The sequence below is a fragment of the Piscinibacter sp. genome (assembly GCF_047600445.1).
Lineage (GTDB): Bacteria > Pseudomonadota > Gammaproteobacteria > Burkholderiales > Burkholderiaceae_C > Piscinibacter.
This window is the reverse complement of record NZ_JASGKT010000002.1, coordinates 2,251,703-2,268,711: the sequence shown is the minus strand read 5'-3', so window position 1 is coordinate 2,268,711 and position 17,009 is coordinate 2,251,703. Positions and strand designations below refer to the sequence as shown.

Sequence of the window (17,009 nt, the reverse complement as noted above, 5' to 3'; positions counted from 1 at the left end):
CCCTGCGGGCCGGGGAGTGGGTGCTTCTTATGATTCCGCATCGTGGTACGTAGTTCTGCTATTTGGAAAATCCGGGCGCTTGTGCCACACTCGCGCCCGTCGTCAAAAACATCCAGGAGACAAGCATGTCCGCAGTGCCCGAATCCTTCCTAGCCGCGGCCGCCAACGACGCCGACAGCCAGGAAACCCGCGAGTGGCTCGACGCCCTGTCGGCCGTCATCGGCGCCGAAGGCGGCGAGCGCGCGCACTTCCTGCTCGAGCAACTGATCGACCACGCGCGCCAGGCCGGCATCGACGTGCCGTTCTCGGCCAACACCGCCTACGTCAACACCATCCCGGCCGACCAGGAAGAGCGCACGCCCGGCAACATCGAGATCGAGGAGCGGCTGCGCACCTACATGCGCTGGAACGCGATGGCGATGGTGGTCAAGGCCAACCGCCTGCACCCGGACGACGGCGGCGACCTGGGCGGCCACATCTCCAGCTTCGCGTCGCTGGCGACGATGTTCGGCACCGGCTTCAACCACTTCTGGCACGCCGAGAGCGCCGATGGTGGAAAGACGCACGGCGGCGACCTGCTCTACATCCAGGGCCACAGCGCGCCGGGCGTCTACGCGCGCGCCTTCATGGAAGGCCGCATCAGCGAGGAGCAGTTGCTGAACTTCCGCCAGGAGGTCGACGGAAAGGGCATCTCCAGCTACCCGCACCCCAAGCTGATGCCCGAGTTCTGGCAGTTCCCGACCGTCTCGATGGGCCTGGGCCCGCTGATGGCGATCTACCAGGCGCGCTTCCTGAAGTACCTGCACGCGCGCGGCATCGCCGACACCGCCAAGCGCAAGGTTTGGGTGTTCTGCGGCGACGGCGAGATGGACGAGCCCGAGAGCCTGGGCGCCATCGGCCTGGCGGCGCGGGAGAAGCTCGACAACCTGATCTTCGTCATCAACTGCAACCTGCAGCGCCTGGACGGCCCGGTGCGCGGCAACGGCAAGATCATCCAGGAGCTGGAAAGCGAGTTCCGCGGCTCGGGCTGGAACGTCATCAAGCTGCTGTGGGGCAGCTACTGGGATCCGCTGCTGGCGCGCGACAAGGACGGCATCCTGCGCAAGGTGATGATGGACGTGGTCGACGGCGACTACCAGGCGATGAAGGCCAACGACGGCGCCTTCGTGCGCAAGAACTTCTTCGGCCGCCACCCCAAGCTGCTGGAGATGGTGGCCAAGATGAGCGACGAGGACATCTGGCGCCTGAACCGCGGCGGCCACGATCCGCAGAAGGTGTACGCCGCCTTCCACCGCGCCAACAGCCACAAGGGCCAGCCGACGGTGCTGCTGATCAAGACCGTCAAGGGCTTCGGCATGGGCAAGAGCGGCGAGGGCAAGAACACCGCGCACCAGACCAAGAAGCTGATCGACGAGGACGTGCGCGCCTTCCGCGACCGCTTCAACGTGCCCATTCCCGACGAGCAGCTCGGCGACATCCCGTTCTACAAGCCCGACGAGCACACGCCCGAGATGCGCTACCTGCACGAGCGCCGCAAGGCGCTGGGCGGCTACCTGCCGCACCGCCGCACCAAGGCCGACGAGCACTTCACCGTGCCGGCGCTGGAGGTGTTCAAGGCCGTGATCGAGCCCACCGCCGAAGGCCGCGAGATCAGCACCACGCAGGCCTACGTGCGCTTCCTGACGCAACTGCTGCGCGACCAGGCGCTGGGCCCGCGCGTCGTGCCCATCCTGGTCGACGAGGCGCGCACCTTCGGCATGGAGGGCCTGTTCCGCCAGATCGGCATCTACAACCCGGCGGGCCAGCAGTACACACCGGTCGACAAAGACCAGGTGATGTACTACCGCGAGGACAAGGCCGGCCAGATCCTGCAGGAAGGCATCAACGAGGCGGGCGGCATGTCGAGCTGGATCGCCGCGGCGACCAGCTACAGCACCAACAACCGCATCATGGTGCCGTTCTACGTGTACTACTCGATGTTCGGCTTCCAGCGCATCGGCGACCTGGCCTGGGCCGCCGGCGACATGCAGGCGCGCGGCTTCCTGCTCGGCGGCACCTCGGGCCGCACGACGCTCAACGGCGAGGGCCTGCAGCACGAGGACGGCCACAGCCACATCCTGGCCGGCACGATCCCGAACTGCGTCTGCTACGACCCGAGCTTCGCGCACGAGGTCGGCGTGATCCTGCACCACGGCCTGAAGCGCATGGTCGAGAAGCAGGACAACGTCTTCTACTACCTGACGCTGCTCAACGAGAACTACGCGATGCCGGGCCTGAAGCCCGGCACCGAGGCGCAGATCATCAAGGGCATGTACCTGCTGGAAGAAGGCAAGAAGCCAAGCTCGAAGAGCGCCTCCGGCTCGGCGCCGCGCGTCAACCTGCTCGGCAGCGGCTCCATCCTGCGCGAGAGCATGGCCGCCAAGGAACTGCTGGAGAAGGAATGGAGCGTGGCCGCCAACGTCTGGAGCTGCCCGAGCTTCAACGAACTGGCGCGCGACGGCCAGGACTGCGAGCGCTGGAACCTGCTGCACCCCACCGAGACGCCGCGCGTGCCCTTCGTGACGCAGCAGCTCGAGCCGCACGCCGGCCCGGTGGTGGCCTCGACCGACTACGTGAAGAGCTACGCCGACCAGATCCGCGCCTACATCCCCAAGGGCCGCGCCTACAAGGTGCTGGGCACCGACGGCTTCGGCCGCAGCGACTTCCGCAGCAAGCTGCGCGAGCACTTCGAGATCAACCGCCACTACGTCGTCGTCGCGGCGCTGAAGGCGCTGGCCGACGAAGGCACGGTGCCGGCCGCCAAGGTGGCCGAGGCGATCAGGAAGTACGGCATCGACGCCGACAAGATCAACCCGCTGTACGCATGAGCGCATAACGAGAGCACGGAGACGAGAACATGGCAGTGGTGGAAGTGAAGGTCCCCGACATCGGCGACTTCAAGGAGGTGGCCGTCATCGAGCTGCTGGTCAAGCCGGGTGATGCGGTCAAGGCCGAGCAGTCGCTGATCACGGTGGAAAGCGACAAGGCCTCGATGGAGATCCCGTCGTCGCACGCCGGCGTGGTCAAGGCGCTGAAGGTCGGCATCGGCGACAAGGTCAGCGAGGGCTCGCTGGTGCTGCTGCTGGACAGCGATGCGGCGGCTGCGCCATCCGTTCGGGCTGAGCCCTTCGACAAGGCTCAGGACAGGCCTGTCGAAGCCCCTTCGAGTGCCGCGCCAGGCCCTTCGACAAGCTCAGGGCGAACGGACACAGCCGCTGCACCAGTGGCGGCACCTGTACCCGCCGGCGGCCGCAGTTCGCCCACCGCCGCGCTGCCGGCGCACGAACCGGGCGCACCATCGGGTGCGCTGCCGCACGCCTCGCCGTCGATCCGCCGGCTGGCGCGCGAGCTGGGTGTGCCGCTGGAAGAAGTCAAGGGCAGCGGCCCCAAGGGTCGCATCACGCAGGACGACGTGCACGGCTTCGTCAAGGGCGTGATGAGCGGCGCCGTGCAGACGCAGGCCCAGAAGGGCAAGGCGGGCGCGGGCGCGGCTACCGGCGGCGGCGCCTTCCCCGGCCTGCTGCCCTGGCCGCAGGTCGACTTCACGAAGTTCGGCCCCGTCGAGCGCAAGGATCTCAGCCGCATCAAGAAGATCAGCGGCGCCAACCTGCACCGCAACTGGGTGGTGATCCCGCACGTCACCAACCACGACGACGCCGACATCACCGAGCTGGAAGCCTTCCGCGTGCAGCTCAACAAGGAAAACGAAAAGAGCGGCATCAAGGTCACGATGCTGGCCTTCCTGATCAAGGCCTCGGTCGCGGCGCTGAAGAAGTTCCCCGAGTTCAACGCCTCGCTGGACGGCGAGCAGCTCGTGCTCAAGCAGTACTTCCACATCGGCTTCGCGGCCGACACGCCCAACGGGCTGGTGGTGCCGGTGATCAAGGACGCCGACAAGAAGGGCATCCTCGCGATCAGCAAGGAGATGAGCGAACTCGCCGCCAAGGCGCGCGAGGGCAAGCTCTCGCCGGCCGAGATGAGCGGCGGCTGCTTCTCGATCTCGTCGCTGGGCGGCATCGGCGGGCGCTACTTCACGCCGATCATCAACGCGCCCGAGGTCTCGATCCTCGGTGTGTGCAAGAGCAGCACCGAGCCGCGCTGGGACGGCAAGGCCTTCCAGCCCAGGCTGATCCTGCCGCTGTCGCTGAGCTGGGACCACCGCGTCATCGACGGCGCGGCGGCGGCGCGCTTCAACGCCTACTTCGCGGCCATCCTGGCGGACTTCCGCCGGGTGCTGCTCTGAGGGGAACACGATGGCACTCATCGACATCAAGGTTCCCGACATCGGCGACTTCAAGGACGTCGCGATCATCGAACTGCTCGTCAAGCCGGGCGACACGGTCAAGGCCGAACAGTCGCTGATCACGGTGGAAAGCGACAAGGCCTCGATGGAGATTCCTTCCTCGCATGCCGGCGTGGTGAAGGAGTTGAAGGTCGCGCTGGGCGACAAGGTCAGCGAGGGTTCGGTGATCCTGACGCTGGAGGCGGCAGGCGCAGGCGCTTCGACAGGCTCAGCGCGAACGGATTCACCTGCACCCGCCCCAGCCCCCGTTCGGGCTGAGCCCTTCGACAAGGCTCAGGACAGGCCTGTCGAAGCCCCGCGCGCCGCTACCCACACCGGCATCGCCGACCTCGAATGCGACATGCTGGTGCTCGGCGCCGGCCCGGGCGGCTACTCGGCGGCCTTCCGCGCCGCCGACCTCGGCCTGAAGACCGTGCTGGTCGAGCGCTACCCGACGCTGGGCGGCGTGTGCCTGAACGTCGGCTGCATCCCGTCCAAGGCGCTGCTGCACGTCGCCGCGGTGATGGACGAGGTCAAGCACTTCGAGGCGCTGGGCGTCGGCTTCGCCGAGCCGGTGGTCGACCTCGGCAAGCTGAAGACGCACAAGGAAAAGGTCATCGCCAAGCTGACCGGCGGCCTGGCGGCGATGGCCAAGATGCGCAAGGTCGCGGTGGTGCAGGGCACGGGCGAGTTCGCCGATCCGTTCCATCTCCAGGTGACGCTCACGAAAGACGGCAGCAGCCAGACCATCCGCTTCAAGCAGGCCATCATCGCCGCCGGCTCCGAGGCCGTGAAGCTGCCCTTCCTGCCCGACGACCCGCGCGTGGTCACCAGCACCGGCGCGCTGGAACTGCGCCAGCGCCCGAAGAAGATGCTGGTGATCGGTGGCGGCATCATCGGCCTGGAGATGGGCACGGTGTACTCGACGCTGGGCGCCAGGCTCGACGTGGTGGAGATGCTCGACGGCCTGATGCAAGGCGCCGACCGCGATCTCGTCAAGGTCTGGCAGAAGATGAACGCGCCGCGCTTCGACCGGCTGATGCTGAAGACCAAGACCGTGGGCGCCGAGGCCACGAAGGACGGCATCCGCGTGATGTTCGAAGGCCTGGACGGCGCCAAGAGCGAAGGCGTCTACGACCTCGTGCTGCAGGCCGTGGGCCGCACGCCCAACGGCAGGAAGATAGCCGCCGAAAAAGCCGGCGTGATCGTCGGCGAGCGCGGCTTCATTCCGGTGGACGTGCAGATGCGCACCAACGTGCCGCACATCTTCGCCATCGGCGACATCGTCGGCCAGCCGATGCTGGCGCACAAGGCGGTGCACGAGGCGCACGTGGCGGCCGAAGTCGCCGCCGGCCAGAAGGCCGCCTTCGACGCGCGCGTGATCCCGAGCGTGGCCTACACCGACCCCGAGGTGGCCTGGGTCGGCGTCACCGAGGACGAGGCCAAGGCGCGCGGCCTGAAGGTGAAGAAGGGCCTGTTCCCCTGGACGGCCTCGGGCCGCGCCATCGCCAACGGCCGCGACGAGGGCTTCACCAAGCTGCTGTTCGACGAGGAGACGCACCGCATCGTCGGCGGCGGCATCGTCGGCACGCATGCCGGCGACATGATCGGCGAGGTCGCGCTGGCCATCGAGATGGGCGCCGACGCGGTGGACATCGGCAAGACCATCCACCCGCACCCGACGCTGGGCGAAAGCATCGGCCTGGCGGCCGAGGCCTTCGAGGGGGCGTGTACCGACCTGCCCCCGGTGAAAAAGTAGCGGATCAGCGCGGCGCGGGAGCGCTGCGCGTCATCGCGTCGGCGCGCGCGTCGAGCGCGGCGCGGTCGGTCACACCGACCTCGGCCACCGCCACCGGGCAGCGTGTCGGCGCGTCGTCGCTGGCCGACCAGCCGGCGGCCTCGTCGGCCACCTGGTCGGTGCGCGCGATGCCCAGCGTCGTGCCGAGCCGGTTCATGGCTGCCTGGGCGCGCGCGTAGGCCAGCGCCAGGTCGTGCTCGGCGTTCGCATAGGCGCGCCGCGCGGTGTAGACCTCGTTCTCGGCGTTCAGCAGGTCGAGCAGGCTGCGCTGGCCGATGTCGAACTGCTGGCGGTAGGCGTCGCGCGCCTTCACGATCGCCTGCGTGTTGCGGTCGAGGTAGACGAGCTGCTCGGTGAGCTTGCGCGTGTCGTTGTGGGCGATGGCGGCCACCTGGCGCGTGTCGCGGCAGACGCGGTCGCGCAGGTCGGCGGCCTGGTTGAGCAGGTTCTTCTGCTGCTGCACGCGCGCGTTGTCGGCGCCGCCGTTGTAGAGGTTCCAGTTCAGCACCAGGTGCGCCGAGGCGTTGCGCTTCTGGTCCTCGATGCCGTCGACGTTGCGGCCGCCGGCGCCGGCCAGGCGCGCCTCGACGCGCGGCTGGTACACCGACTCGCGCCCGCTGGCGGCCTCGCGCGCGGCGCGCAGGCCTTCGATGCTGGCGCTGATCGCCGCGCTGTTGCGCAGCGACTGCGCCACCAGGTCGGACGCGCTGGCCGGCACGCCGTCCTTCAGCACGGCCAGCGGCGGCAGTTGCGCCGGTGGCAGCTCGCCGACGATGCGCTGGTAGCGCGCCGTCACGTCGTGCAGGTTGGCCTGCTCGGTGGCGAGGTTGGATTCGGCCAGCGCCAGGCGCGCGTTGGCCTGCTCGAGATCGACGCCGCGGCCGACGCCGGCCTTCACGCGCGACTGGATCTGCGAGAACGCATAGCGGTGCTGCACGTAGTTGTCTTCGGCGAGCTGCACCAGGCGGCGGAAGCGCTGCACGTCGTAGTGCGCGCGCGCCGCCTCCAGCGCGGTCTGCTCGGTGGTTTCGATCAACTCGAAGTAGCGCGCCAGGCGCTCGTGCGTGAGGCGGTCGACGTCGCGGCGCGTGCCCATGCCGTCCCACAGCAGTTGCGTCAGCGACAGGCCGATCTGGCCGCGGCCGAGCGACTGGCTCTCGTCGGGCAGCCGGCCGGTGATGCGGTCGTGGTCGCGGCCGGCCAGCGCGGTCAGGTCCACGCGCGGCAGGAAGCCGCCGCGCGACACGTTCACCGCGTCGCCGGCGGCGCGGTAGGCGTTGAAGCGCGCCGTCACCTCGGGGTTGGTCTGCACCGCCTTCTGCGCCGCGCTGCGCAGCGGGTCGGCGCTCGTCTGGGCCAGGCTCGCGCCGCTGGCGGCGCACAGGAGCGCCACGGCGGCGCAGATCGCTTTCGGGGTCGGTTGCATTCTCGTGGGGCCTCCGGGCGGGGCGGGTATGTCGATAGGGGAACGTGATCGAGTGTAGTGAGCGCCGACGCTCGGTCCGCGGCGAATGACGCGGCCCCCGACGTTTTTCACGGCTGAACTGCACGCCCGCGTCGATTTGCAACAGATTGCGACCGCGAGCGTGCGCTGCGGCGCCTTCGCAGCGCTCAAGCCGGGTGGCGATCGGACGAGAACAAGGCGTCGATGCGCCCGTTGCTGCTTTCCTCCCTGCCGCTGCCGTGGCCCTGGCTGCGCCGCCTCGTCGCGGCCGCGCTGGGCTGCGCGCTGCTGGCGGCCTCGGTGGGCCAGGCCTGGGACCGCGACCGCATGACGCAGGCCGCGCAGCGCCTCGGCCCGCAGGCGGTGGCGGCGGTCAAGGCCTTGCAGCCGCTGCTGGCCGAGGCCGCGCGCGGCGAGGAGACGCAGTTGCTGGTGGCCGTCAACGACTTCTTCAACCGCCGCATCGCCTTCGCCGACGACCTCGCGGTGTGGGGCGAGAACGACCACTGGGCCAGCCCGCTGGAAACGCTCGCCAGGGGGCAGGGCGACTGCGAGGACTACGCGATCGCCAAGTACTTCAGCCTGCTCGCCGCCGGCGTGCCGGTGGGCCGGCTGCGCCTGGTCTACGTGCGCGCCCGCATCGGCGCGCCCGGCGGCGCCGACGCCGTCAGCCAGGCGCACATGGTGCTCGCGTGGTACGCGCAGCCCGGCGCCGAGCCGCTGATCCTCGACAACCTCGTCGCCGAGCTGCGCCCGGCCTCGCAGCGGCCCGACCTGACGCCGGTGTTCAGCTTCAACAGCGAGGGGCTGTGGCAGGGCACCGGCAGCGCCTCGGCGGGTGACCCGGTGAACCGGCTGTCGCGCTGGCGCGAAGTCATCGCGAAGGCGCGCGCCGAAGGATTCCACTGACAATGAAAGCAGGGAGGAACCCATGTCCTTGATCGGCCAGATCTGGCTCAAGCTGCTCGTCGTCGTGGTACTGTCCTTCGTCGGCGGCGTGGCGATCCACACCGACGCGATGCGCGACACGCTGCAGACGCAGCTCCAGTTGAAGAACGCCGACAACGCCACCGCGCTGGCGCAGGTGCTGTCGCAGCTCAAGGGCGACGCCGCGCTGATGGAGCTGGCGCTGGCGGCGCAGTTCGACACCGGCTACTACCGGCGCATCCGCCTCGTCGGCGCCGACGGCGCGCCGCGCTTGGTGCGCGAGGCGCCGCCGCAGGCGCAAACCGCGCCGGCCTGGCTGGAGCGCGCGCTGCCGATCGCCGCCGCGCCGGGCGTGGCGCAGGTGTCGGACGGCTGGCACGCGCTCGGCCGCGTCGAGGTCGAGAGCCACGACGCCTACGCCTACGCCGAACTGTGGCGCGCGCTCAAGCGCGGCGCCGCGGCGATGCTGCTGCTCGGCCTGCTGGCGGCGCTGGCCGGCGCGCTGATCGTGCGGCGCATCCGCGCGCCGCTCGATCTCGCGGTGGCGCAGGCGCATTCGCTCGAACGCGGCGAGTACGTGACCGTGGCCGAACCCTCCACGCCCGAGCTGCGCCGCCTGGTGCGCGCGATGAACTCGATGGTGGCGCGGCTGAAGCAGGTGTTCGAGGGCCAGGCCAAGCAGCTCGAAGCGCTGCGCCGCCAGGCCAACGGCGACGCGCTGACCGGCCTGTCGAACCGCGCGCACTTCATGGGCCGGCTCGACGCCGCGCTGCACCGCGAGGACGGCAGCGCCGACGGCGGCCTGGTGCTGCTGCGCATCCTCGACCTCGCCGAGCTGAACCGCGCCATCGGCCACGACAGCGCCGACCGCATGATCACCACCATCGCGCAGGCGCTGGAGGCCTACACGGCGCGTGTCGACGGCTGCTTCGTCGGGCGCCTGAACGGCTCCGACTTCGCGATGTGCCTGCCGGTGGGCGGCCTGGCCGAAGAGACCGCGCGTGCCGTCACCACCGCGCTGCAGGCGCTGCTGCCGGCCTTCGGCAAGCAGGCGGCGGTGGCCGCCGGCGCGGTGGAGGTGGCGCGCGGCACGCCGCTGGCCGCGCTGATGGCGCAGGCCGACCTGGCGTTGGCACGCGCCGAGGCCCAGGGCGCCTTCGCCGTCGAGACCGTGGGCGAGGGCGGCCAGTCGCTGGCGAGCCTGGGCGAAGGCGGCTGGCGGCGCCGGCTGCACGAAGCGCTGGCCGCCGGCCGCGTGGCGCTGGTGGAGTACCCGGTGCGCGATGCGGCCGGCCAGGTGCTGCACCTCGAATGCCCGCTGCGCGTGCAGCTCGACCCCGAGGGCGAACCCGAGCCGGCCGCGCGCTGGCTGCCGCTGGCCGCGCGCGCGCGGCTGACCGCGGCGCTCGACGAACGCGCGCTGTCGCTCGCGCTCGGTGCGATCGCGCTGGACGGCCGGCCGCGCGCCGTCAACCTCGCCGCCGCCTCGCTGGCCGACGGCGGTTTCGTCGCGCGGCTGCGCGCGCAACTGCTGCAGGCGCCGCAGGCGGCGCGCCAGCTCTGGCTGGAGCTGCCCGAGGCCGCCGCCGCCGAGCGCTTCGAGCTGCTGCGCGAGCTGGGCCGCCAGTTGCGCCCGCTGGGCGCGCGCATCGGCCTGGAGCACGCCGGCGAGCGCATCGGCCGCGTCGAGCGGCTCTTCGAGCTGGGGCTGGACTACGTCAAGCTCGACGTCTCGATCACGCGCGGCGTCGGCCGCGATGCGCAGCGCGCCGGCTTCGTCACCGGCGTGGCGGCGATGCTGCACAGCCTGTCGGCGCAGGTGATCGCCGAGGGCGTTGCGCAGGCCGACGACGCCGCCGCGCTGTGGCGCTGCGGCGTCGACGCGCAGACCGGGCCGTGGATCAGCGCGCAGGGCGGCTGAAATTCCGTTCGGGCTGAGCCTGTCGAAGCCCCGTCGCGGCACTGCGCGAGCGAGGCTCAGCCCCCGCTGGTGTCGGTGATCAGTTTCCCGCGCTTGAACAGGTCGGCGATGATGGCGTTGTCGTCGCCGCCGAAGCCGGCGGTGAGGTTCACGCCGGCCAGCGTGATCACCTGGTCCACCTTCGAGCCGGCGTAGCCGCTGGAGAACTGGCCGGTCGAGCTGATCTCGATCACCGTCGACGTGGTGCCGCCGTTGACGACGGTCGAGAAGTGCAGGTAGTTCGACAGGTTGCCGGCGTCGGCGGTGGTCACCAGCGCGTTCGTGCCGTTGTTGCCGGCCGTCGTGGCGAAGTTGCCGACCGTGTTGAGGGCGTGGCTCTCGCCGATCAACAGGTCGCGCAGGTCGAGCACGTCGCCCGCGTAGTTCGCGTTGTTGAAGTCGGTGATGGTGTCGCGCGCCGGCGCGCCGGCCGTGCCCGCGTCGCCGAGCTGCCAGCGGAACACGTCGCGGCCGGCGCCGCCGGTCAGCGTGTCGTCGCCCTGGCCGCCGATCAGGATGTCGTTGCCAGCGCCGCCGGCCAGGGTGTCGTTGCCCAAACCGCCGATCAGCCTGTCGTTGCCCGCGCTGCCGGTGATGCTGTCGTTGCCGGCGCCGCCGTCGATCGTCGAGCCGTGCTGGATCACCCAGTCGCCGCCGACGCGGATGATCTGGTCGGTCTCGGCGAGCACCGGCGCGGTGCCGGCGGAGAACAGCGGTGCGTTGTCGCTGGACAGCGTGGACCACGTGCTGGAGCCGCTGAGCTTGTACTCGATCTTCAGCACCGCGTTGCCGCCCTGTTCCCAGTACAGCAGTTCCAGCGGCGTCAGGCCGCCTTCCAGGCCGACGCCGGTGTAGGTGTGTGTGGTCGGCGACTGGATGTCGTCGACCATCGCGACCGTCTGCCCGCCCAGCTTGAGACGGTAGCCGTCATCGGCCGTCACGCGGATGTCGTACACGCCCGCGGCGAGGTAGACGTCGCCGGTGATGCGGATCGCGGCGTCGCTGGTGCTGCCCAGCCCGCTGGTCGGGCCGCGTCCGAGGTTGTCGTTGTCGGCCGTTCCGGTGGTGACCGTCAGCGTGCCCTGGTCGCCGCCGCCGCTGAGGAACCTGTAGAGCTGGCTGTTGTCGACGGTCAGGCCCGAGACCGAGCCGCCCGCGGCGACGTTGACGTTGGTGCCCAGCGAGGCGCTGACGGGATTGGCGGAGTTGCCGTAGTCCAGCGTGCGGACCATGAAGTGCGCGTCGGCCGCGCCCGACACCCCGGCGGTGTTGGTGCCGAGGATGCTGCCGCTGCCGCCGGCCGTGGCGTTGCGTCCGTTGACGATGGTGTCGAAGTCGGAGACGTGGTCGAGGTTGCCCACCGTGCCGTCGTCGCCGTGGCGGCGGTTCGCATTCGTACCGGTCGGGTTGAAGTCGTTGTAGCCGTAGTAGTCGCCCGTCAGGCCCAGCGTGTTCGTCAGCGCGGTGGTCGTCGGCGGCGCGGCGGTCAGCGTGTCGGCCTGGCCGGCCACCTGCACCGTCAGCGTCGCGTTGGCGGTGCCGCCGTGGCCGTCGCTGACCTGGTAGGTGAACACGTCGCTGCGCGTCGTGCCGGTGGCGATCGCATCGGCCGCGGCGGAGGTGGTGTAGGTGTAGCTGCCGTCGCTGCGCAGCAGCAGCGTGCCGTAGCTGCCGGTGAAGCTGGTGCCCGCGGCGCCGACCGCCGTGCCCGGTGTGCCGGTGCCGGCGGTCGCGGCGACGACGCTCAGCGTGTCGCCTTCCACGTCGGTGTCCGCGCTGCCGGCATTGCCGCCGGCCAGGATCACGCCGCCGGCCGCGCTCGCGCTGGTCGACGCGCCGGCGTTGACGGCCGCGCTGTCGTTGCGCGCCACCGGCGCGTCGTTCGCGCCGTTGACCGTTACGTCGATCACCTGCGTGGCCGTGCCGTCGGCGCTGGTGACCGTCAGCGTCTCGTGCACCACCTGGCCCGCGCCCAGCGCCTGCGTGGCGGGGCGGTTGTTGTCCAGCGTGTAGGTCCACGCGCCGCTGGCGACGTCGAAGGTGAAGCTGCCGTAGCTGCCACTCAGCGACGCGGGGGCCTGGAAGCCCGACTGGCCGGCGTCCGGATCGGTGACCGTGAGCGTGCCCGATGCGGTCGGCGTGCCGGGCGTCGCGTTGCCGACGCCGCCGGCTTCCGTCACCACGCCGGTGGCCGTGCCGCCGATGGTGGCGTTGTCGTTGCTGCCGTTGATGGTGACGTCGATCACCTGGCTGGCCGTGCCGTCGAGGCTTTGCACCGTCAGCGTGTCGTGCACCACCTGGCCGGCCGGCAGCGCCTGGGTGGCGGGGCGGTTGTTGTCCAGCGCGTAGGTCCACGCGCCGGTGGCCGGGTCGAAGGTGAACGTGCCGTAGCTGCCGTTCAGCGAGGCCGGCGTCCGGAACGCCGATTCGCCGGCATCGGGGTCGGTGACCGCCAGCGTGCCCGATGCGCCCGGCGTGCCGGCGCTGCCGTTGTTGACGCCGCCGGCTTCCGTGACCGAGCCGGTGGCGGTGCCGGTGATGATGGCGTTGTCGTTCGTGCCGTTGACGGTGACGTCGATCACCTGCGTGGCCGAGCCGTCGAGGCTGGTCACCGTCAGCGTGTCGTGTACCACCTGGCCGGCTGGCAGCGCCTGGGTGGCGGGGCGGTTGTCGTCGAGCGTGTAGGTCCACGCGCCGGTGGCCGGGTCGAAGGTGAACGTGCCGTAGCTGCCGTTCAGCGAGGCTGGCGTCTGGAACGAGGACTCGCCGGCATCGGGGTCGCTGATCGTCAGCGTGCCCGAGGCGCTCGGCGTGCCCGGCGTGCCGTTGGCAAGGCCGCCGGCTTCCGTGACCTGGCCGGTGGAGGCGCCGCCGATGACGGCCGGGTCGGGCATCGGCGTGATGTCGACGGTGATCGTGTTCGGCGCCGGGTCGAAGCTGCCGGCGCTGTCCTGCACGCTGAAGGTGAAGGACGCGTAGGCGTTGCCGTTCGCGTTCGGGGCGGGTGTGAAGGTCAGTTGCGACAGATCGGCCGCGGCGATGAGCTGACCCGCCGCGACCGGCGCGCCGTTCAGCGTCAGCGTGCCGGCGCCCGGCAGCGTGTCGATGCGCACGGCCGCCAGCGATTGGCCGGCATCCGGGTCCGAGAAGCCGAAGTCGGCGGCCGAGAAGGTCTTGCTGGTGTCTTCGGCGATGGTGACCGTGGCGTCCGCGCCGGCCGGCGGCGTGTTGGCGCCGATGGTGACGGTGACGCTGGACGTGGCGGTGCCGCCGTTGCCGTCGGAGATCGTGTAGTCGATGACGACCGGGCCCGAGACGTTGGCCGCCGGCACGAAGTTCAGCGTGCCGTCGGCGTTGATCGAGACGGTTCCCAGCGCCGGGTTGGCCAGCGCCGCCGAGGTGACGGTCAGCGTGTCGCCATCGGCGTCGGAGTCATTGGACAGCACGTCGATCGCCGGCAGCGCGACGTTGATGGCCGTCGAGGCGGCGTCGGGCGCGGCGACCGGGGCGTCGTTCACCGAGGCGACCGTGACGGCCACCGTGGCGGTGGAGGTGCCGCCGTTGCCGTCGCTGACGGTGTAGGTGAACGAAGCGGGGCCGTGGTAGTTGGCCGCCGGCGTGAAGACGACGTTGCCGCCGACCAGCGCGACGCTGCCGTTGACCGCGCCCTGCACGCTGACGATGCTCAGCGTGTCGCCGTCGACATCGCTGTCGTTGGCCAGCAGCGTGGCGGCGGGGATGCTCAGCGGTGTGTCTTCGTCCGTGATGGCGCTGTCGCCGACGGCGACCGGCGGGTCGTTGACCGGCGTGACGTTGATCGTCGTGCCGGCGCTGACGGTGACGGTACCGTCGTTGACGGAATACGTGAAGCTGGTGCTCGTGGCGGCGAGCAGGTCGGCCGGCGCGTCGAATTGCAGGCCCGCGAGCTGCGCGGCGGTGAGCACCTGGCCGTTGGTGACGGGCGTGCCGTCGGCCAGAGTGACCGTGCCGATGCCCGGCAGGCCGGTGACGGTGATCGTCAGCACGTCGCCGTCGACATCGGTCGGCGCGGTCAAGCCGAGCGGTGTATTGGTCGATTCTTCGGCGACCGTGATGGTGCTGCTCGAAGCGACCGGCGCGTCGTTGACCGGGGTGACGTTGACGGTGATCGCGTTCGGCACCGGGTCGAAGCTGCCGGCGCTGTCCTGCACGCTGAAGGTGAAGGACGCATAGGCATTGCCGTTGGTGTTGGGTGCCGGCGTGAAGACGAGCTGCCCGAGGTCGGCGGCGGCGATCACCTGGCCGGCCGTGACCGGCGCGCCGTTCAGCGCCAGCGTACCCGCGCCGGGCAGCGTGTCGATGCGCACGTTGGCCAGGGTCTGGCCGGCGTCGGCATCCGAGAAGCCGAAATCACCCGCCGAGAAGGTCTTGCTGGTGTCTTCGGCGATCGTGACCGTGGCGTCCGCACCGGCCGGCGGCGTGTTGGCGCCGACGTTGACCGTCAGCGTGGCCGTGGCCGTGCCGCCCTGGCCGTCGCTGATCGTGTAGTTGATGACGACCGGGCCCGAGACGTTGGCCGCCGGCACGAAGTTCAGCGTGCCGTCCGGGTTGACCGAGACCGTGCCGAGTGCCGGGTCGGCCGGCGTCGCCGTCGTCACGGTGAGCGTGTCGCCATCGACGTCGCTGTCGTTGGCGAGCACGACGATGTTGCCGAGCGAGGTGTTGATCGGCGTGGACGCCACGTCGTTCTGCGCCACCGGCGCATCGTTCACCGGCGTGACGTCGACGGTGATGGTGTTGGGCGTCGGGTCGAAGTCGCCCGCGCTGTCCTGCACGCTGAAGGTGAAGGCCGCGTAGGCGTTGCCGTTCGCGTTCGGCGCGGGCGTGAAGACGAGCTGCGCGAGCTCGGCCGCCGCGATCACCTGGCCGGCCGCGACCGGCGTGCCGTTCAGCGTCAGCGTGCCGGCGCCCGGCAGCGTGTCGATGCGCACCGCCGCCAGGGTCTGGCCGGCGTCGGCGTCGGAGAAGCCGAAGTCGCCGGCCGAGAAGGTCTTGCTGCTGTCCTCGTCGATGGTGAAGCCGGCATCGGCGCCGGCCGGCGGCGTGTTCATGCCGACGTTGACCGTCAGCGTCGCGCTGGCCGTGCCGCCTTGTCCGTCGGCGATGGTGTAGTTGACCAGCACCGGGCCGGAGACGTTGGCCGCCGGCGTGAAATTCAGCGTGCCGTCGGGGTTGATCGACACCGTGCCCAGCGCCGGGTTCGCCAGCGTCGCCGTGGTGACGGTCAGCGTGTCGCCGTCCACGTCGCTGTCGTTGGCCAGCACCGCGATGCTGGCCAGCGGCGTGTTCAGCGGCGTCGAGGCGGTGTCGTTCAGCGCCACCGGCGCGTCGTTCACCGACACCACGGTCAGCGCGATGGCCGCCGGCGCCGAGGTCAGCCCGCCGTTGTCGGTGACGGTGAAGAGGATGGTCTGGTCGCCGTGGAAATCGGCACCCGGGCGGTAGAGCAGCGAGGCGGCCTGCTCGGGCGTCAGCGTCTGGCCTGGCGCCACCGGCGTCGTGCCGTCGGCCAGCCATAGCGTGCCGCCGGCCGGCAGCGAAGTCACCGTCACGCCGACGATGTGGCCGTCGACGTCGGTGCCGGCCAGGCTGACCGGTAGGCTGCTGTCTTCGTTGCCGGTGGCACTGCCCGGCGTGGCCAGCGGCGCGTCGTTCACCGCGGTCAGCGCGATCGTCGTGCCGCCGCCGCTGCTGCGCCCGTCGCCGGTGGTGAGCGTGTAGTCGAAGCCGCCCACCGGCGCCGTGCCGTCGTAGTCGGCCGGCGGCACGTAGACCAGGCCCGGCAGGTCGGCCGGCGTCAGCACCGTGCCGGGTGTCACCAGCGTGCCGTCGGCCTTGTGGATCTCGCCGATCGCCGGCACCTGGTCGACGCGGATCGTTCCGCCCGCGGCGGGCCCGGCCGGCTCGCGCAGGCCGAGGTTGACGGGCGCGCCCTCTTCGGCGGCGGAGATCGCGCTGGAGGGCGCGTCCAGCGCCGGCGGGCCGCCGGCCGTGCCGTTCGCGCGGCCGGTGCCGGTGGCTTCGGGGTCGCGGCGCACGTCGGCGTCGCCGCTGGTGCGCACCAGTTCGGCGGCGCCCAGCGCCTCGCCGATGCGCTCGACGCGGTAGCCGTCCTGCAGCGAGCCGTCGCCGCCGCTCGGGCCGGCCGCCGGCGCGCTGTCGGTGTCGCCCCGGTTCAGGCTGGTGATCGCCTGCTCGACCTCGTCGCCCGCCGCCGCCTTGGCGGCCGGCTTCCCGGACGACCCCTCGGCCTGCGCGCTGCGCAGCGCGCCGTCGACGGGGCTGATCTGCACGATGCCGTCCTGCGTGGTCAGGATCTGGTCGCCCTTGTGGACGACGTCGCCCACCTTCAGCACGCGCAGCCGGCCGTCCGCGCCGCGGATCAGGGCGTGACCCCAGACGGAAACGACTTTGCCTTCGGTGGTGCGTGCGATGACGGGCATGTCAGGGCCTTTTGTATGCTGCGGTGCAATGGAAACGGAGGGTAACCGAGAGACCTGCGTTAAATGCGCCTGGTGGC

Annotated in this window: 7 protein-coding genes; 5 read left to right on the top strand and 2 right to left on the bottom strand. The window is 70.8% G+C overall.

The features are described from left to right. Positions 1 to 125: 125 nt before the first annotated feature. From aceE to lpdA, 3 genes are read left to right on the top strand one after another with little or no spacing between them, the layout of a single operon-like run. Complete coding sequence (gene aceE / locus QM792_RS14855; RefSeq protein WP_415150875.1) at positions 126 to 2,867, top strand: pyruvate dehydrogenase (acetyl-transferring), homodimeric type; 2,742 nt, start codon at positions 126 to 128, stop codon at positions 2,865 to 2,867. 29 nt (positions 2,868 to 2,896) lie between these two features. Next, complete coding sequence (gene aceF / locus QM792_RS14850; RefSeq protein ID WP_415150874.1) at positions 2,897 to 4,282, top strand: dihydrolipoyllysine-residue acetyltransferase; 1,386 nt, start codon at positions 2,897 to 2,899, stop codon at positions 4,280 to 4,282. Positions 4,283 to 4,292: 10 nt separating this feature from the next. Further along, entirely contained in the window at positions 4,293 to 6,080 is a 1,788-nt protein-coding gene (lpdA, locus tag QM792_RS14845) for a dihydrolipoyl dehydrogenase (RefSeq protein ID WP_415150873.1), read from the top strand. A 4-nt stretch (positions 6,081 to 6,084) separates the two neighbouring features. Here the strand turns inward: lpdA and QM792_RS14840 are convergent, their stop codons facing one another. Next, positions 6,085 to 7,545 carry a TolC family outer membrane protein gene (locus tag QM792_RS14840; RefSeq protein WP_415150872.1) on the bottom strand — a complete coding sequence of 487 codons (1,461 nt, stop codon included), beginning with the start codon at positions 7,543 to 7,545 and terminating at the stop codon, positions 6,085 to 6,087. Positions 7,546 to 7,767: 222 nt separating this feature from the next. Here QM792_RS14840 and QM792_RS14835 point away from each other — a divergent pair, with 222 nt between their 5' ends. Next, complete coding sequence (locus QM792_RS14835; RefSeq protein WP_415150871.1) at positions 7,768 to 8,472, top strand: transglutaminase-like cysteine peptidase; 705 nt, start codon at positions 7,768 to 7,770, stop codon at positions 8,470 to 8,472. 22 nt (positions 8,473 to 8,494) lie between these two features. After that, positions 8,495 to 10,411, top strand: a complete 1,917-nt coding sequence (locus QM792_RS14830; protein WP_415150870.1) for an EAL domain-containing protein — start codon at positions 8,495 to 8,497, stop codon at positions 10,409 to 10,411. A 56-nt stretch (positions 10,412 to 10,467) separates the two neighbouring features. Here QM792_RS14830 and QM792_RS14825 read toward each other — a convergent pair whose 3' ends face one another. Beyond that, a complete protein-coding gene (locus QM792_RS14825; protein WP_415150869.1) occupies positions 10,468 to 16,932 on the bottom strand; it encodes an Ig-like domain-containing protein in 6,465 nt (2,154 codons plus the stop codon). Positions 16,933 to 17,009 lie beyond the last annotated feature (77 nt).